Below are 18442 nucleotides of genomic sequence, written 5' to 3' on the forward strand. Positions count from 1 at the left end.
CCAATCGGGATATGGGACCCGTTTCGCCGCACGCGCCGAACAGGAGAAGCGGGTTCGCGCGTTTTGTCAGGCAAATCGACTTGCAATTGATGGTCATTCCGGCGCTCGTGCTCATTTTCATGTTCAGCTACATCCCGATGTACGGCATCATGATCGCGTTTCAGGATTACAAAATCGGCCGCAGCTTTACCGGCAGCCCGTGGGTGGGCTGGAAGCACTTCGCCTACTTTTTCGGCTCCCCGGAGTTTGCCGTCGTGATGCGCAACACGATCGTAGTCAGTTTGCTGAAGTTCTTTATCGGCTTTCCGGCGCCGATTCTGCTGGCGCTGATGCTGAACGAAGTGCGGAAGATGGTCTTCAAAAGAGTGGTGCAGACGATTACCTACCTGCCGCATTTCATGTCTTGGGTCATTCTCGGCGGATTGGTCGGATCGATGCTGGCCACGGACAACGGCAGCCTCAACATGCTGCTGCAAAGGCTCAATTTCATTCAGGAACCGATCAATTTCCTGTCCTTGCCGGAATATTTCTGGGGCATTCTGGTCACGACCAACGTCTGGAAGGAAATCGGCTTCGGTTCGATCATATACCTGGCGGCGATTGCCGGCGTAGATCCGAATACGTATGAGGCCGCTTCGATCGACGGAGCCAGCCGTTTTAAGCAGATTTATTTGATAACGCTTCCAACGATCATGCCGGTCATCTCGATCTTCATGATACTGGCCATCGGCAATTTGCTTAGCGCCGGCTTCGAGGACATCCTCGTGCTTGCGGTCAATCCGGCGCTACGGGATGTATCCGATGTCATCGATACGTACGTCATCCGCGTCGGGATCAACAACTACCGGTATTCATACGCCACGGCCGTCGGCTTGTTCAAAGCGGTCGTCAGCGTCGGGCTGTTGACCATCGCGAACTATGTGGCCCGTAAATCCGGCAACAGCTTATGGTAAGGGGAGAGGAGGTGTTTGCCGATGTACAGCAGCAGGGGCGACCGGGTGATGGCAGCCTGCATTTATGCCTTTTTGATTCTGCTGGCCGTCACCACGGTGTACCCGTTCCTGAATGCCGTCGCCATTTCGCTGAATGAAGGACTGGATACGTCCAAAGGCGGAATTACGATCTGGCCGCGCGCCTTCTCCTGGGAGAATTACCAGGTCGTCTTTCAGGACGAACGGCTGATGACGGGGTTCGTGATCTCCGTTTTGCGGACGGTCGTGGGCACGGTCAGCGCCATTCTGGCGACGGCCATCTTCTCCTACGGCATGACGAAGCGGGAGCTGATGGGCCGTAAATATTATATGGTGATGTGCATTATTACGATGTATTTTTCCGGGGGACTGATTCCGTCCTTCCTGCTGATCCGCAATCTGGGACTGATGAATTCCTTTTGGGTGTACATCATCCCGTCGCTGATCGGGGTTTGGAACATGATCATCTTCCGTACTTTCTTTCAAAGCTTGCCGGCCGGGCTGGAGGAGTCGGCCAAGATCGACGGCTGCGGCCATTGGGGGACTCTGTTCCGCATCGTTCTGCCGCTGTCGGGACCGGTCATCGCCACGCTGTCGCTGTTTACGGCGGTCGGGCATTGGAACGAGTGGTTTTTGGCCAGTATCTATATATCGAAAGTGGAATTGCTTCCGATCCAGACGATACTGAAGCAAATCCTCGCCTCCAACATCGTGTCCGAACAGACGGCAAGCATGGACGCATCCGCTTTGGCGCATTTGCAGCAGGCCAAAACCGTCACCAGCAAATCGTTGTCGATGGCCACGATGATGGTCGCGACGCTGCCGATCGTCATGGTCTACCCTTTCGTGCAGAAGTATTTCGTGAAAGGGGTTCTGGTCGGCTCGCTGAAGGAATAGTCGGAACCGAGCGTTTGAAGCAAGTTCCTTTGCTTTAAACCTATAAAATGAAAGTGGAAAGGGGATAACAGCGGCATGAAAAAGAGGGGAAAGGGTCTGAGCCACCTATTGGCCGTATGCGTTACGCTCGCCCTGATCGTCGCCGGATGTTCCGGCGGCAATGGAGGAAATAGCGGAAACGGCGGGAACGCCGCCGAGACGCCGACCGAAAACAGCGCAAATACGGGGAATAACCAGACGGATTCCACTTCCAATGAGCTTCAGCTTTACGAGCTCGGCAAGGAACCGCTTGCGTTCACGCTGTTCGGCAACTACGATTGGTACACGATGCCGAAATGGGGAGGGGACCCGACGACCGCCTGGATCAAGGATAACAAAAAGGTGAACATCACCGAAATCCCGAACGGCGGCAACAATGTGCAGAAGTTGAACACGATGATCGCCTCCGGGGAAATGCCGGACGTCATCTGGGGCGAACGGGGGGCCGACGTGGAACGGCTGCGCGAAGCCGGCATGCTTGTGCCTTTGGACGAATACGTCGAGAAGTATCCCAACCTGAAGCAGTGGCTTGATCCGAAGGCGTTGAACATGCTGCGTTCTCCCGACGGCAAGCTGTACCAGTTTCCGAACTGGTATACCAACCGCCCGAACGGCAACGCCGGCTGGGTCGTGAACAAGAAGATCTATAACGAGCTGGGCTCGCCCAAGCTGGAGACGACCGACGATTTATACGCTTATTTGAAGCTGGTCAAAGAGAAATATCCGAATGTCATCCCGCTCGAAACGGACCTGGCCAGCGAAGGGCATGGCCTCGATCAAATCTTCTCCGCCTTCAAGGAGAACAACCTGAGCTTCTCGCGTTATTTTGCCGTTCCGAACGGCGATGCGATGACGTCCATTTATAAAGACGAAGGTTTCCGCGAATCGGTCGTGTACGCGGCGAAATTGTTCCGTGAGAAGCTGATGACGCAGGATGCCATGACGCAAACGCGGGACCAGGTGCAAGAGAAGCTGATGAACGGCAACGTTGCCGTTTACGCCTCCACCAACCCGACCGTGTTCGCGATGCAGGCGCACGCCGCCTTGACGCAACAGGATCCGGATGCTGGCTATTTCATGATTTGGCCGATCCACAAGCCCGGACTTGACAAAAACAAGATTTACCCGGGCACGTACAACATGCTCGGCTGGAACGCAGCCGTCATCACGACCAGCGCCAAGGATCCGGAAGCGATATTCGCTTTCCTCGATTGGTACACCGGACCGGAAGGCATGACGCTGCAAATGTGGGGCGTAGAAGGCGAGTTCTGGCAAGGGCTGGAGGCCGACGGCGTCACGCCGAAATTCACGGAGAACTATACGAAGAATAAAGATAAACTCGCGGAGCACCAAACGAAAATGGACCCGGTCATGTGGGTCGGCAATACCGTTTACGTCGACGACATCAAAGGGAAATTCGAAGCGACCTTGCCGGAGAACGAGCGGAACTGGTCGACGTATTGGCAGTATGAAATCACGTGGAAAACGCAAGGCGACGCCACGGAATTCATTAATCTGTTCCCGCTGCCGGACACCGAGGAAGGCATCGCCTTCCAGCGAGCCAACGATATCTGGCAGAAGGCGAGAGCGCAGACGCTGTATGCCAAGACCGACGAGGAAGCGCTGGCGATCCTGGACAAAGCGCATGAGGATACGATGGCGGCCGGATTCGAGAAGGTGCTCGAACACTATACCAAGCGTTGGCGCGAGAACCTGGCGATCATTCAGGGGAATTAAGCGCCAGCGGTTACCAAGGGGGCCCGAAGTTGTTCGGGCTCCCCTTGTTTGCATAAGACATATTTCTCCGTTCTCAAGGGCAACCGGGGATAGGTATACTTATTAATATCGGAATTGGATGAGATGCTGCGGGGACTGCCGCGTTAAGGAAAAGGGGGCTGACGCTGTTGTACAAGGTACTGCTCGCCGATGACGAGCATCTGGATCTGGAAGGCATGAAGCGATTTATTCCCTGGTCCGAGCTGGGGTTGGAGGTGGTGGGCGCGGTCAGCAACGGCTTTTCGGCCTGCGAGCTGATGGAGCGGCAACCGGTCGACATCCTGGTAACGGACGTCAACATGCCGAACATGTCGGGACTGGAACTGGCGCGCCGGGCGATCGACCGGAAGCCGGACGTCAGGGTCGTGTTCGTCAGCGGGCACCAGGATTTCCATTATGTTAAGCAAGCGCTTTCAATGAAAGCGTGCAGCTATGTATTGAAGCCGATGGACGACGACGAGCTGATCGCTTCCCTGCAGCAGATTACGTTGGACCTGGAGTCCGAGGCCAGGCGCCGGCAAGCGGAGGAGCAGTTCCGCCAGATCCAGCCGATGGCGCAAAACGAGTTGCTCGTCCGCCTGCTGGAAGGCGAGTGGATCTGGGGACAATCCGCCGATCACATGAAGCTGGCCGCGGCCTACGGGCTCGACGCGCTGAACGGGCCGCTGCGCGCCGCGGTGTTGGAACTGGACGGCTTGCCGAGGTTGCCCGACGGCGGCGAGTCGGCGGCCGGAGGCGGCCTGGACGACGGGCTTCAGCCGCTGTACGAAGTGCTGCTCGCCCACGGCATGAAGATCAGCTGCAAGCTGTCGCGCCGCCGGCTGGCCGTCGTGCTGCACGGGGACGGCCTGGACCGCTGCATCGCCGAGCTCGGCGGCGCGCTGGATTCCCGGCTGTCCTCGTCCGTCACCATTGGTCTCGGGGAGCGGGTCACGCACATGTCCCAGCTTCCGGCATCCTTCAAGCAGGCGCTCGAATCGCTGGACGGCAAAATGTTCTTTGGCAAAGGCCAGCTCATCAAATACGAGGACGTGCGCCGGGCGCCGGAGCTTAGCGATGCCAAGACGCTCGATATCCGCCTAGACGCGTTATTCCGGGCGATGTCGGATTACGATCTGGTGCGGATCCATGACGAGATCGATCTTTTATTCCGCTCCGTTTCGGCGCTGCGGTCAAGATTCACAGTATACAATCTGGCCATGTACATCGTATTCAAGCTAGACCATTATTTGCATGCGCTGGATGAGGATTTGTTCGAGCTGCTGGGCATGGAACTGCACAGCCTCGACGTCATCCTCAAATTCGAAATGATGGGGGATATCCGGTCCTGGCTCGTCCGAAAGGTATTCGCGATCTCGGAGCTGATGCAGCGGAAGAAACGCGCCCGTGCGGGCGGCAGCCGCTTAACCCGCGAAATCGTGGAGACGATGCGGGCCCGCCTGCATGAAAACGTGACGCTGAAACATATCGCCCAGCAGTTTTCTTTTTCGCCGAATTATCTGGGGCGTTTATTTAAGGATGAAATGGGCAAAAGCTTCAGCGAAATGCTGATCGACCTGCGGATGGAACGGGCTCGGGAGCTGCTGAAAGACCCGAAAGTGAAAATTTACGAGGTGGCCGGGCAGGTCGGATACCGGTACATGCCTTATTTCAGCCGGCAGTTCAAGGAAGCGTTCGGGATGACGCCGATGGAATTCCGCAAACGGGAGTGACGTAATGCCATGACGATCCCTAACCCTACATCCGCGAAAAAACGGAAATATCTGCCGTTCGGCTATAAGCTGATGTTAACCTATCTGGTGTTTATCCTCATTCCCGTGCTCGCCATCGGCTATTTCTCGCATTCCCTCTATCAGGAATCGATCCGCAAGCAAGCCCGCGGCAATATTCAAGGCACGCTGCTGCAAATCCGCGATAACGTCGTATACAAAATGGCCGACGTGGAACGCGTCTCCTCGATGCTGTATCACGACTATTCGCTCGTGACCCAGCTGCGCAGCTACGAGGAAGGCTGGGACAGCTACGAGCGCACGACGACGATCCTCTTGCCGAAGTTCGACATCGCCATGGGGGCTACCGGAATGAGCATGGCGATGTATCTGTTCCTGGCTAACGACACGCTGCCGGAGGTGTATCACGGCTCGTTTCTGCGTGAAAATCCCGATGCGCTGGAAGGAGGCTATAACCTGTATCATTTGCGCCGAATCCGGGATAAGCCGTGGTATCGGGATTTTCCCAAGGAACGATACGGCGACACGCTCGTTTGGCAGGAGGTGGAGAGGGACCGCGATTACGGCCGGATTTCGCTGCTGCGCCGCCTGGTCGACAGCGACACGCCGCTCGATTTGCAGGAGATCGGTTTTATGCGGCTGACCGTTAGGATCGGCGAGCTGTTCGAGGCGCTGGACTACCGCAAAATCGGCGAAGGCAGCAAGCTGTTGATCCAGGATGAGACGGGACGGGTGCTGTATCAGTCCGGCGAGCTGGAAGCGGATGGTGCGACGTATGCGGCTGCGGCGGAGACGGACCCGGAGTACTTGACGATTCGGGAGGAGGTCAGCGGCCCGGGATGGGTTTTGACGGCTCACGTTCCGCTGACGATCATGGAGCAGGACTCGGCGAAGGTGCGCTGGTTCGTCATCCTGATCTGCGTGCTGTGCCTGATCGTGTTTACGTTTGCCGGGATGTTCATCTCCCGTTATTTCTCGATCCGGGTGACGAAAATCGTCTCGGTCCTCAACGCCTTCCGCGAAGGAGACCTGCATAAACGGATGCGCTACCGGGGGAAGGACGAGTTTTCGCAGATCGCCGCCGCGCTGAACGAGATGGGGCATAATATCGAGCAACTCATTGGGAAAGTCTATTTGACGCAGCTTGAGAAGAAGGAAGCCGAACTGGAAACGCTGCAGGCGCAAATCAATCCGCATTTCCTCTATAATACGCTGTCGTCGATCAGCCGGCTGGCCAAATTCGGAGAAATCGACAAGCTGCAGCGCATGGTGCTGGATCTGGCTAAATTTTACCGGCTGTCGCTCAGTGACGGGCGGACGATCATACCGATTCGCAGCGAGCTGGCCCAGGCCGAAGCCTACATCAATATCCAGACGACCAAATTCGGGCAGGCGGTATCGTTCGAGTTCGACATCGATCCGGCGATCATCCGATATGAGACGGTCAAGCTGATGTTGCAGCCTTTTATCGAAAACGCGCTTGAGCACGCCTGGTTCGGCGATCCGATCCACATTCGGATTCGGGGGTATCCGGACGGGGCTGACATTCATTTCAAAATCATCGACGACGGGATCGGCATGCCGCCGGCGCGCATCCGGCAAATCTTCGATCCCGTGGAGGGACCGGAGACGGGCTTCGGCATCCGCAACGTGCACAGCCGCATCCAGCTTCATTTCGGGGCGAAATACGGCGTGGCGATATTCAGCCGGCCCGGGATCGGGACGACGGTGCTCATTCGGATTCCGGCCGCCTGTAGCCGGCAAAAAACGGAATCTGCCATGCCTTGACAAATATTTACTTGGCGGGTTTAATAGGGAGATAGTTTTGTACAACTCGTGAACAAAGAAGGCGAACTGCATGAACGCGCATCTCAAAAACATTCATCCCTTATCGTGGACCATTATCGTCGGCACGATTTTCGGCCGTATGGCCTCGTCCATGAGCATCCCGTTCTTATCCATTTACCTCATTAAATCGCTCGGAGCTTCACCGTCCGAGACCGGCATCGTGGTGGCCGTCAGCTCGCTGATCGGGGTATTCGCCAGCTTTTACGGCGGATATATCTCGGATGTCATCGGACGAAAAAGAGTGCTGTACATTTCCATCTTCGGCTGGGTGCTTGTCTTCGTGGGCTTCGGGCTGGCGAACCAAATCTGGATTTTCTTCGTCATGAACGCGCTGAACGGGTTGTGCCGGGCGTTGTTCGAGCCCACCTCGCGTGCGCTGCTGGCTGACATCACGCCGCAGGAAAGCAAGATGCTGGTGTTTAATCTGCGGTATGCGGCGATTAATCTCGGCGTCGTCGTCGGGCCGATCCTTGGACTGCAGATGGGCGCCTCGGAGTCGGGGCTGGCCTTCTACTTCGCCGGGTTGGTGTACTTATGCTACGGGCTCGTGCTGGTCGTGCAGTTCATGGCGCATAAGGACATTGGCACGGCGGACCATGGCGCCGGCGAGCATCTCTCACTCAAAGGGGCGATGCAGGTTACCGGGCGGGACCGGACCTTCTTGTTCGTGCTGATCGGCATGATTTTCTGCGTGCTCGGCTATGGCCATTTCAGCTCCACGCTGGCGCAATACCTGGAGATGACGCCGGGGATCGCCGACGGGGCCGAGCTGTTCGGCTACATGCTGTCGCTGAACGCCATCGTCGTGCTGGCCGTGCAGTTCCCGGTCGTTAAATTCGCCAGCCGCTTCTCGCCGGTCGTGCCGCTGATTGCCGGCAATCTGTTCGTGTCCGGCAGCCTGCTGCTGTTCGGCGCGGTACATGCCGTTTGGGCGTTTCTGCTCGGCGTCGTCATCTTTACGGTCGGCGAGGTGCTGATGTTTACGATGACCGACGTGCTCGTCGACCGGATCGCGCCGGCGGCGCTGCGCGGCACGTATTTCGGCATGTTCGGCTTCAATAATTTGGGCAACGTGCTGGCCCCGCTGCTGGGCGGATTTCTGCTGGATGCCCTTGGCGTCACGTCCGCGCTGGTCATCTTTGGGATCATTGCGCTGACGACCGCCTTCGGCGTACCGTTCCTGCTGCTGGCCAACCGCCATTTGTCCGCAAAGGTGAAGGCGGAGGCAGGGGAGAAGCGCGGGGAAGCCCAGCTTCAAAGCTGATCCAAGGCTGGGTCAATCCGGTTCGCGGCGGTTCTTATAATATTGGCTGGGCGAGACGCCGACGTATTTCTTGAACACCTTGCTGAAGTGATAGGGGTCGTCGAGCCCGGTCAAATAGCCGATTTCCCCGAAGCTGAGATGGGTCGCCTCGATCAGCTCCTTGGCATGGTTGATGCGGACGCGGTTGACGTACCGCATAATGCTGTGCCCGGTTAGCTGACCGAACACGCGGTTCATGTAATCGTAGTTGCAATCAAACTCCTGCTCGATGTCCGCACCGGTGATTTTGTCGGCATAATTGTCATGGATATAGTCGAGCAGGGCATGCACTTTAATGAAGGATTTGGTATTGTTCCCCTCCGCCGTTTGCAGCGTATCGATAAAATGCTCCCGCGAAATCTCGATCAGCCACTCGGTCAATTTCAGCGCGGTGAGGCCGCGGTTGAAATATTTCCGCTTGTACAGCTGAAGCATTTCGTTCATCGCGAGAAACGAAAGCGGCAAGCTTGTTTTGGCTATGGCATAGTTTTTGGGAATCAGGCAGTTCGGAATGTCCCCGTTCCCGCCGGATGTTTGCGCATCCTCCAGAATGCGCCTGCGGGCCAATGCCGGCAGATCCGGCACCTCCACGAACGCCATGTCCGGATGCTCGAAATGAATATAGTAATATTCGCAGGTATGTTTTTCAATCCCCTCGTGCTCCAGATAAGGCTCCAGAAGGAGCATGCCCCCTTTTCTCAACACGTAAGGAATCCCGTTCTCCCGAAGATGCAGCTCTCCATTTTTGACAAAGTACAGAATATGCTCATGCGTGGTCCGCTTAAAATGAATCCACGGCTGGGAATAGGATACGAACCCCATCAGCTTGATTTTGGGCAGCATTTCCACGTTCATGGCCAACATTCGCAAACCTCCCGCAAAAAAAATAAAAAGTCGTTTTTGTACAAAAAGAGTATGATTCGGGCATTCCTGTTCATTCTACCACGCCCTATACTTAAGAAGTATTTGAAAGCGATTTTATCGAGGGCGAGGCGGTGCACATGGAGAAGTTAAAAATCGGCGTGATCGGACTCGGAGGAATTGCGGGCGCGCATATCTCCGGTATTTTGGCAAGTCCGGACGCGGAGGTGTGGTCGATCTGCGATGCGAGCGAAGAAGCGTTGGCAAAGCGGGGGGCCGAGCTGGCCATCCCGGAAGCAAGGCGTTATCGGCAATTCGGCGAGCTGCTTGGCGATCCCGCGGTCGATGCGGTAACGATCGCTACGCCGAATCAAAGCCATTTCGCCATCGCGCAGGAGGCGATCTTGCGGCGCAAGCCGTTTGCCCTGGAGAAGCCGGTCTCGCTCGATACGCGCGAGGCTGCGGTGCTGCGCGGGGTGTTAGCCGCCGCCCCCCTCCCGCATATGGTCTGCTTCAGTTACCGCTACAAAAAGGCGGTCCGCTACGCCAAAGCGCTGATGGATCAAGGCAGGCTGGGAGATATTAGACATATCTACAGCCAATATCTGCAGGGCTGGGGGCTTGACGAGGAACTTCCGCTCGTTTGGAGATTCCGCAAGGCGCTTGCGGGATCGGGGGCGTTGGGCGATTTGGGCTCCCATATTCTCGATCTCCAGCGTTTTCTGGTCGGCGATGTGGAGCGGGCTTTCGGCGACGCCGGCACGATCGTCAAAGAGCGGGCTTTGCCGGATGGCGAAGGGAAAGGCGAAGTGGACGTGGATGATTTCTGCCACGTACTGGCAAGGCTTCAAGGCGGCATCTCCTCCACGATGGCGATATCCCGCTTTGCGTACGGCCGGGGCAACTACCAGCGCATGGAAATCTACGGTACCCGCGGAGCGCTCGTCTATCGGCTGGAGGCCGAGAACGAACTGTATGTGCGATTGGAAGACGAAGGCGACCGCGAGTTCCGCAAGCTGGAGATCCCCGATTCGTATCAGGCCGGCCAAATGCAGGCTTTCATCGATCTTGTCCGAGGAAAGGGAGACGGCCTGAACGCCACGATGGAGGACGGGTATTCGAACCAGCGGACGATCGACTCGATCATTGCTTCATTTACCGAAGAGAAATGGATTACGATTCAACAGGAGGATGCATGGCATGATACCAACCATTAACGTAACGGTGTGGAACGAGTTTCGCCACGAGAAACGCAATGATCAGGTCAAGGCGATCTACCCCGACGGCATTCATAAAGCGATCGGAGGCTACCTGCAGGCGAGGGACGGGTTTGCGGTCAAAACGGCCGTGTTGGACGATCCCGAGCATGGGTTGACGGATGAAGCGCTGGCCGGGACGGACGTCCTGATCTGGTGGGGCCATATGGCGCATGAGGAAGTGCGCGACGAGATCGTGGAGAAGGTGCGTCAGCGCGTGTTGCACGGCATGGGACTGATCGTGCTGCACTCCGGCCATGCGTCGAAAATTTTCCGCAGCCTGATGGGGACGAATACCGGAGAACTGAAATGGCGCGACGACGGCGAGAAGGAACGGATCTGGGTCATCGAGCCGAGCCATCCAATCGCCCGGGGCTTGGGAGAATACATCGAGATACCGAAGGAAGAAATGTACGGGGAACGGTTCGAAATCCCGGCTCCGGACGAACTGGTGTTCATCTCCTGGTTCGAAGGCGGCGAGGTGTTCCGCAGCGGCTGCTGCTACCGGCGCGGCCAGGGCAAGGTATTTTATTTCCGCCCGGGCCATGAGACGTTCCCGGTATACCACCAGCCCGAGGTGCAGCAAGTGATCGCCAATGCCGTGGAATGGGCGGCACCGGTAGCCGGACCGCAGCCGGCGTACGGACGGACGGCGCCGCTGGAGAGCAAGTAAGGCCCGACAAGCTGTTTCGCTTATGAACGGAGGCGCCTCTGCTTGCTGAAACCGGATCTGGCGTCACGCCCGGTCCGGTTTGCTTTTTTCCTGCCGCGGCCAAATGAAATAAGTCACTGTAATGATCAGATCGATTCCCAGCACCAGGGACCACATTTTCAAAATCCCGCTTAATGCCTCGGTGCGGCCGGGATCGTGGATAAAATAAATCATGCCGACCAGCAATCCGGTGCCGATCAGATAAGAGACGACATGCCTCAGAAATCCCCGCAAATAATGTTTGGCATAGTCCAGGCCATACCGTTTTACCGGTTTGGCTTCTACCTGTTTGGTTACCAGGTAACGGAACCGGCGGTCGGCCCAATCGATCATGCTTTTGCCGAAGGCAATCGACACGCCGATGTAGACCGCGGCGATGGCGTGCGCCGTAGTCGCCACGGCTCCATTGTACAAATCCGCCCCGGTGATGACGAACAAGAGCAAATCGATCGCCGGCGTCAAGGCCAGCAGCGCAAGTCCCAGCTTGGGACGCTTAAGCAAATAACGCACCGTTAACCCCGCAATAATGACGATCCAAAAGGCGACCTCGCAGGCCACGATCATCCAGGCAACAAAGTTCATGGTTCCTCCCCAAAGATTTCATCAAAGTTATTTTTCGGAAGTATTGTAGCATCTCCATTTAAATAACACAACTGTATTAAATAAATTGTATTGCCGCCTCTGGGCTGGTAAACTGAAAGCATGCCGAAACTAGTAGATCATGAACTAAGAAAACAAACCATAGCCGAAGCGACATGGCGGGTCATTCTGGAGCAGGGCATGGAGGGAGCGACGGTGAGAAACATCGCCAAGGAGGCGGGACTGTCCCCCGGCGCCCTCCGCCATGATTTTGCCTCGCAGGAAGAACTGCTGCTCTATGCGATGAATTTGGTGAAGGAGAAAGCGACGGCGCGGATTACGGTCATTTCCGGGTTAAACGTGCCGCCGCGGGAGAAAGTGCTGAGAATCTTGCTGGAGGTGGTGCCGACCAGCGAGGAGACGAGGGCGGAAATGGAGGTGTGGATGGCGTTTACGGCCTATTTCCGGTACAAGCAACCGGGTTTCTACGCGATGCACGACGGGGTCTATCCATTGATGAAGCAAATCATCGATTATCTGGCCCATTTCGGACAATTCAAGGCGGGGGCCGATCATGAACTGGAAACGGAACGTTTGTATGCCTTGATCGACGGCATTGCGCTCCATGCGCTGCTCGATCCGCAGCGGCTCGATAAAGACAAGATCAGCCGCGTCCTGGTCCATCATCTGGACTCGATTTTGAACGCGGCCGGGGAAACCTGATCATTTGTTTTTGCGCGACAGGTTGAGCAGGGACAATCCGAAGAATAACAAGGTGGTGGCCAGCAGAATCACGATGCTTAACCAGCTCTCTACCGTATAGTCGCCGAATCGGTAGACTACGCCCATGCTTTGCGTGAAGTCCGCTTTGGCCTCTACGGGAGCGCCGGCGAAGGACACCACCATCGACCGCTCGAGCATGACGCTGCGGATCAATACGCCGGCATGCGAAACGGGGAACACCTTGATCACCCACTGTACCGCTTCGGGCAGGCTGCCCATCGGCACGTAAATGCCGGTCAGGAAGCCGATCAGCGTGCCGATTACCGTGCTGGCCGCCGAGAAGGCGTTTTGGCTGCGCAGGAACGTGGTGATGAAAAACACGATCGAGCTGCTGGCCAAGACGGATAGGATGATCAGGCCCAGTACTTTCAGCATGCCGAAGAGCGGCAGAAGTTCCCCGTCAAACATCAGGATGTACAACTCGCCAAGGATGAAGGTGACCACGCTCATAATGACGCCTACGGAACAGGCGCTGAGTATGTATCCGCCGGTTAATCGGCTTCTGCGTATCGGGGCCGTAGTGAAATCCTTGAGGATTTTTCGCGAGCGGTCCTCGACCATAATGCCGAATGCGCCCATCGTCGAAGTCACGGAGGTCACGGCAAGAATCCCGGCAAGCACCCAACTGTTGATAAGGAAGCTCACGCCGTCGATATCCGGCAGGCTACCCGCGATGGTGTCGCCGAGAAAGACGACGTACAATCCCAGGATGATGAAGACGGCCAGCAAGGAGAACAACACGGCGGCGCGGTCCCGGAAAAAGATCTTCAAATTTCGCTGCGCAATGCTAAGCATCAGTTTCTTACCTCCGTTCCCGTCAAGTTGATAAAAACGTCGTCCATCGTTCCGTTGATGATTTCGACATTCGCAATATTGTCCCGGCAGCGGTCGATGATCCCAAGCGCCTCTACGGTGTGATTCAGCGCGATCCGGTAGACCCCTGCGGCGTCCCGGTCGAAGTCAACGCCATGGTCCACGAGCAGAGCCTCCAAATCACCGTCATGAACCGGCTTGATTTTCAGCATATCCGAGGCATGCCGGTTTTTCAGCTCCAGCGGCGTTCCTTTGGCCAACACTTCCCCGTGGTCGATGATGGTGATGTAGTCGGCTTGGGCGGCTTCCTCCATGTAATGCGTGGTGAGAAAAACCGTCATGCCCTGTTCCCGCTGCAGCTTCAGGACCATTTCCCATACGTTTTTGCGCGTTTGCGGGTCCAGGCCGGTCGTGGGCTCGTCCAGGAATAGCACCTTCGGCGTATTGATCAAAGCGCGGGCGATATCGGCACGCCGGCGTTGCCCCCCGGACAGCTTGCCGTATGGCCGTTTCAGGAAATCGGCGATATTGGACGCCTCCGCCGCGGCTTCGATCGCCGTTCTGAGCTCCATGCGCGACAAGCCGTAGAAGCTGCCCCGTACCTGCAAATTCTCTTCTACCGTCAACAGCGGATCGAGCAGGCTGTCCTGGAATACGATTCCGATCGATGCCCGAATGCGGTCATCTTCCCGGCCCAAACGGTATCCTCCGATCCTAACCTCGCCTTCGTCCGGCTGCAGCCCGGTCGTGATCATATCGATCGTCGTCGACTTTCCCGCCCCGTTGGGTCCCAGAAAGGCAAACAGCGTTCCTTCCTCTACGTAAAAATCGATCTTTTTTACCGCCTCGAGCGCACCAAACGATTTTCTAAGGCCGGCGACTTCAATGATCTTGCTCATGGGCCTCTTCCCTCGCTCTCCTTAATTTGTTCTTCTGTATGGTTTGAATCTGTTGATTGATTCGGTCCGCGTCGGCGCGGTCTTTGATCATCAGCACGCCGTAAACGGCAAAGTACACCAGGAGGGACATCCCGCTGATCACGGCGAAATTGGCCCAATTCAATGGAAAGACGCGCAACAAGGGCCCTACCGTAAATACGGACAGCAACACGACAAGGATATCGACGGCCATGGAAGGCCACAGGCTTTTCCAGGGAATGCGGTCGGTCAAAAACATGAGCAGGGCCACGCAAGTCGTGATGGCAAACATTTGGAATACCAGCACGGTCTTAAAGGGAGGCAGCACATCCAGCGACGACAGAATGGAATAGACCAGCGTGACGAACGTAAACGAGATGCAATCGGTCACGAGGTAGTTTTTAAGTTTGAACATTCTTCGCACCTCCTAAAACTCGAATTTTCCCTTAAAGCTCTGCACGTAATGGCGGTTGATGATCAGCTTCTCCCCGTTGTCGAGCTTGGCCTCGAACCGGCCGTTGATTAAGGCCCGGACGCTGGACAGCTTCATGATGTTCAAGATGCAGCTTTTGCTGATCCGCACGAAATCGGCCTGGGCAAACTGCTGTTCGAGCTCGTAGAGCTTCAGGCTGCATTCGTAGACATCCTTTTGGCAATAGGCAAAGGTCTTGTCGTCGATGGATTCGAAATAATAGATGTCTTCCAGCCGCAAGGGATGGACGGCGCCGTCCTTTTTCCCCGTGATGGCAAAACCGTACAGCCGAATCTGGGCGATCAGCTTCTCCAAGTCGGCGTCGATCAGCCTGCATTTGATGGTAATTTCCACGTCCTCGTGGTCAAGCGATTGATCGATGATGAGTTTCAAGGGATTTTCACTCCTCGGGTTCCTAGGTAATCGGCGGCCGCTTAAGCCCGGTTGGTGAGTTAACCATATCACGGCGATTTTTACTGACGCAATACCGTCACCGGCAAGCTGCATCCGCGGCAGGGTAAAATGCATCCGGGAACTTGTCTTCGGCCAGGCCGGGGCTAGTCTGCATAATCGGCCAAGTTCTCTCATAGACATGTATCAGTTTAGGAAATCAAACTGCAGAGGGGATGATCTCATGCGCCGTTTCACGTGGATGCTGACCATCGTGATAATTTCAAGCCTAGTGTTGGCTGCATGCGGGAAAAAGGACGCCGACGGCGTCGTCAAGGATTTGGACAAAGTGGTTACCCAGTTGGAGAGTTATCAGGGCTCCGGCACGATGACGCTTTACACGGGTGACAAGCCTCAGGAGTACAAGGTGGAAGTATGGTATCAAAACCCGACGTTTTACAGGATCGCCCTGACGAATGCGCAGAAGGACATCACGCAAATCGTGCTTCGCAACGAACAAGGCGTTTACGTGCTGACGCCAAGCCTCAACAAGAGCTTCCGTTTCCAAAGCGATTGGCCGGAGAACCAAGGGCAAGTGTATCTGTACCAAACGTTGGCACGCAGCATTTTGAGCGATAGCTCGCGGCAATTCGAAAGCGACAAGGACAGCTACATTTTCGAAGTCGCCGCCAACTACAACACCCATGCTCTAGTGCGGCAAAAAATCTGGCTGGCCAAAAACAACTATGCGCCGAAGCAAGTCCAGGTATCGGATGCCGAAGCGAAGGTGGTCGTGGAAGTCAAATTCGACAAATTCGACTTCGACGCCAAGTTCGACAAGAACTCGTTCGATATGCAGCATAATCTCGATACGGCGGCGCAAGATTCCCAAGGCACGCTGCTCGAGGTCGATGAGAACGGGATGCTCGTGGAAAAATCGCCATCGGATGGCAATATGCCGGCAGGCGACGGAACCGAAGCCTCTTCCGGCGAGATGGATGGCGAAGTGCCGGCAACGCCGGCGTTATCCGAACCTTTCGGCGTGATTATTCCAACGTATTTGCCGGATGGCGTAGTGTACAAGGATGACAAGGTAGTAGAGGGCGCCGAACGGAGCACTGTGCTGCAGCGTTACGACGGTACATATCAGTTTACGCTGTCGGAGACGCGTTCGCCGGATCGTACCGCTTCGCTGGTGCCGGGCGAGTTGGTGGATATGGGCTTTACGTGGGGTCTCTTGACCGGCGAGGCGCTGCAAACCTTGACCTGGACCACCGACGGTCTGGAATTCCGGATCACCAGCGAAAACCTGCCGGTGACCGAAATGGTCAAGATCGCCGCTTCTATGCAGGATCAAACGGGTAAATAATGGAGAATAGGCGGATTGCGGTAGTTCCGGCAGAGAGGCTTTATCCTGCCGGACCCGTCTATTCGCCTCTTTTTGTCTTCAATGGTTGTTCAAAAAGTCATCTTTTTATCACGAAGTAGAATCATGGAGCTTAATCGGCATCGAATCTTGAATTCAGCCGGGCCTTACGTTGCTCACGTAGCCTCCAGCTACGCTCCGCTACTCAGACCCTAGCTTCATCCAACCTTCTCGGTGCTAAAAACCTCACTTTTTGAACTTGTACTTTAATCTGGACGCTTTCTCCTCCAACAAATGGGTTCTTTTGCAGAATTGACAGCCGCACCCCGGCCCTTTACCATAAGTAGTATTGCTCAGGATATTTGGACTCTCAATCTTTGGAGAAGGTGACCTAGAAGTGCAAGTGAAGTATCGACCTACCCATGCGGAAATCGATTTGGACGCGCTAAGCCGCAATTTTGACGAATTGCGGAGAAGACAGCCGGCAGACATGAAAATGCTGGCATGTGTGAAAGCTAATGCTTATGGACACGGTGCCGTGCCCGTGGCTATGGAATTGGAGCGGATCGGAGCGGATTATCTCAGCGTCGCTTTTTTGGATGAAGCGCTTGAACTGAGGCACGCCGGAATTCGCCTGCCGATTCTTGTGCTCGGATACACGCCGCCGTACGGGGTACGCACGGCATGGGAGCATGATGTTACGCTGAACGTATTCAGCGAGGATGTGCTCGAAGCTATCGAAGCGATAGATCCGGCCGAGTTCCCGCATAAGCTGAAGGTCCATATCAAAATCGACTCCGGCATGGGACGTGTCGGCCTACTGCCCGGAGACGGGGCGGTTGCCTTCGTACGCAAGGCCATGCAGGTTCCGCAGGTGGAAGTGGAGGGCTTGTTTACCCACTATGCCACGGCGGACGAGGAAGACAAGAGCTATACATTGGAACAGTTCCGCCGTTTTCAGGGCGTGGTGGACGCGCTGCGGGAGCACGATATTCGCATCCCGATCATACATACGGGTAACAGCGCCATCGCCATTGACCTGCCGGAATTGTCGGTGCAGATGGTCAGAATCGGCATCGCTTTATACGGCTTGTATCCGTCCGACGAGGTTCGCCGCGACGAAGTGCGGCTGACTCCCATTCTGTCGCTCAAAACGGAAGCGGTGCGGGTCAAAACGCTGCCTCCGCACTCGGCGATCAGTTACGGAGCGAGGTACGTCACGCGGCGGGAGGAGAGAATCGCCACCCTGCCGATCGGTTATGCCGACGGATATTCGCGGATGCTTAGCGGGAAGGCGCAAGTACTGATACGCGGAAGCCGCGTCCCTGTAGTCGGAACGATTTGCATGGACCAATGTATGGTTTCGCTTCAAGCTTTGGCTGAGGAAGCCGAAGAAATTCAAGCCGGCGAGGAGGTTGTACTCATCGGCCGGCAATCCGGCGAGGAAATTACCGCCGGGGAGCTGGCATCCGCACTGGGAACGATCCATTACGAGCTGATTTGCATGCTGGCCCATCGTGTACCCCGAGTATATAAACGACAGGGCGAACCTGACGTTTTGGTCAACCCGCTGCTGTAAGAAAAATGGAGCGGCAGACAAAATTCAACAAAACTTTTCCCCGAATGAAGGAATTTATGCCGGGTCTAGCGAATACAACAAACATGGAAATGATCTGGTATGTACGGCGTTGCCATTTTTGTTTATAATGGAATGCAGCATACTTGATAT

General features: G+C 55.8%; 17 protein-coding genes. 11 read left to right on the plus strand and 6 right to left on the minus strand.

From position 1 onward, the window contains the following. The first annotated feature begins 11 nt into the window (after positions 1–11). From ACQ4N8_RS07670 to ACQ4N8_RS07695, 6 genes are all read left to right on the plus strand, one after another. The gene (locus ACQ4N8_RS07670; RefSeq protein ID WP_430703777.1) at positions 12–953 is read left to right on the plus strand and encodes an ABC transporter permease; all 942 of its coding nucleotides are present in this window, start codon (positions 12–14) and stop codon (positions 951–953) included. 21 nt (positions 954–974) lie between these two features. Continuing rightward, the gene (locus tag ACQ4N8_RS07675) at positions 975–1868 is read left to right on the plus strand and encodes a carbohydrate ABC transporter permease (RefSeq protein ID WP_430703749.1); all 894 of its coding nucleotides are present in this window, start codon (positions 975–977) and stop codon (positions 1866–1868) included. A gap of 75 nt (positions 1869–1943) precedes the next feature. Next, positions 1944–3644, plus strand: coding sequence for an extracellular solute-binding protein (locus ACQ4N8_RS07680; RefSeq protein WP_430703750.1), 1701 nt, complete (start codon positions 1944–1946; stop codon positions 3642–3644). 167 nt (positions 3645–3811) lie between these two features. Continuing rightward, the gene (locus ACQ4N8_RS07685; RefSeq protein WP_430703751.1) at positions 3812–5395 is read left to right on the plus strand and encodes a response regulator; all 1584 of its coding nucleotides are present in this window, start codon (positions 3812–3814) and stop codon (positions 5393–5395) included. A gap of 9 nt (positions 5396–5404) precedes the next feature. Further along, complete coding sequence (locus ACQ4N8_RS07690) at positions 5405–7201, plus strand: sensor histidine kinase (RefSeq protein WP_430703752.1); 1797 nt, start codon at positions 5405–5407, stop codon at positions 7199–7201. 70 nt (positions 7202–7271) lie between these two features. Then, positions 7272–8525, plus strand: coding sequence for an MDR family MFS transporter (locus ACQ4N8_RS07695; protein WP_430703753.1), 1254 nt, complete (start codon positions 7272–7274; stop codon positions 8523–8525). A gap of 12 nt (positions 8526–8537) precedes the next feature. Here ACQ4N8_RS07695 and ACQ4N8_RS07700 read toward each other — a convergent pair whose 3' ends face one another. Then, positions 8538–9428 (minus strand): AraC family transcriptional regulator, encoded by an 891-nt coding sequence (locus ACQ4N8_RS07700; RefSeq protein WP_430703754.1) that lies wholly within the window; start codon positions 9426–9428, stop codon positions 8538–8540. A 137-nt stretch (positions 9429–9565) separates the two neighbouring features. Here ACQ4N8_RS07700 and ACQ4N8_RS07705 point away from each other — a divergent pair, with 137 nt between their 5' ends. Together ACQ4N8_RS07705 and ACQ4N8_RS07710 are read left to right on the plus strand one after the other, a co-directional pair. Further along, the gene (locus ACQ4N8_RS07705) at positions 9566–10642 is read left to right on the plus strand and encodes a Gfo/Idh/MocA family protein (RefSeq protein WP_430703755.1); all 1077 of its coding nucleotides are present in this window, start codon (positions 9566–9568) and stop codon (positions 10640–10642) included. After that, positions 10629–11354: a ThuA domain-containing protein gene (locus tag ACQ4N8_RS07710; RefSeq protein ID WP_430703778.1), complete on the plus strand. Its 726-nt coding sequence runs from the start codon at positions 10629–10631 to the stop codon at positions 11352–11354. The genes ACQ4N8_RS07705 and ACQ4N8_RS07710 overlap by 14 nt, the downstream gene beginning before the upstream one ends. 63 nt (positions 11355–11417) lie before the next feature. On the opposite strand, the gene ACQ4N8_RS07715 is transcribed toward ACQ4N8_RS07710, so the two are convergent. Then, positions 11418–11975 (minus strand): hypothetical protein, encoded by a 558-nt coding sequence (locus ACQ4N8_RS07715; RefSeq protein ID WP_430703756.1) that lies wholly within the window; start codon positions 11973–11975, stop codon positions 11418–11420. 120 nt (positions 11976–12095) lie between these two features. On the opposite strand from ACQ4N8_RS07715, the gene ACQ4N8_RS07720 reads away from it, so the two are divergent. Further along, the gene (locus ACQ4N8_RS07720) at positions 12096–12695 is read left to right on the plus strand and encodes a TetR/AcrR family transcriptional regulator (protein ID WP_430703757.1); all 600 of its coding nucleotides are present in this window, start codon (positions 12096–12098) and stop codon (positions 12693–12695) included. Here the strand turns inward: ACQ4N8_RS07720 and ACQ4N8_RS07725 are convergent, their stop codons facing one another. The 4 genes from ACQ4N8_RS07725 to ACQ4N8_RS07740 are packed head-to-tail and all read right to left on the minus strand — an operon-like array spanning position 12696 to position 15350. After that, positions 12696–13550 carry an ABC transporter permease gene (locus tag ACQ4N8_RS07725; RefSeq protein ID WP_430703758.1) on the minus strand — a complete coding sequence of 285 codons (855 nt, stop codon included), beginning with the start codon at positions 13548–13550 and terminating at the stop codon, positions 12696–12698. Further along, the gene (locus tag ACQ4N8_RS07730) at positions 13550–14467 is read right to left on the minus strand and encodes an ATP-binding cassette domain-containing protein (protein ID WP_430703759.1); all 918 of its coding nucleotides are present in this window, start codon (positions 14465–14467) and stop codon (positions 13550–13552) included. Before ACQ4N8_RS07730 ends, ACQ4N8_RS07725 begins: the two co-directional genes overlap by 1 nt. Beyond that, positions 14451–14900 (minus strand): DUF3021 family protein, encoded by a 450-nt coding sequence (locus ACQ4N8_RS07735; RefSeq protein WP_430703760.1) that lies wholly within the window; start codon positions 14898–14900, stop codon positions 14451–14453. Before ACQ4N8_RS07735 ends, ACQ4N8_RS07730 begins: the two co-directional genes overlap by 17 nt. A gap of 12 nt (positions 14901–14912) precedes the next feature. After that, positions 14913–15350, minus strand: coding sequence for a LytTR family DNA-binding domain-containing protein (locus ACQ4N8_RS07740; protein ID WP_430703761.1), 438 nt, complete (start codon positions 15348–15350; stop codon positions 14913–14915). 241 nt (positions 15351–15591) lie between these two features. Here ACQ4N8_RS07740 and ACQ4N8_RS07745 point away from each other — a divergent pair, with 241 nt between their 5' ends. Next, entirely contained in the window at positions 15592–16716 is a 1125-nt protein-coding gene (locus tag ACQ4N8_RS07745; RefSeq protein WP_430703762.1) for a LolA family protein, read from the plus strand. Positions 16717–17110: 394 nt separating this feature from the next. Further along, positions 17111–18292 (plus strand): alanine racemase, encoded by a 1182-nt coding sequence (gene alr / locus ACQ4N8_RS07750; protein ID WP_430703763.1) that lies wholly within the window; start codon positions 17111–17113, stop codon positions 18290–18292. Positions 18293–18442 lie beyond the last annotated feature (150 nt).

Origin of the sequence: Paenibacillus macerans, from assembly GCF_050565405.1 — a bacterium.
GTDB lineage: Bacteria > Bacillota > Bacilli > Paenibacillales > Paenibacillaceae > Fontibacillus > Fontibacillus macerans_B.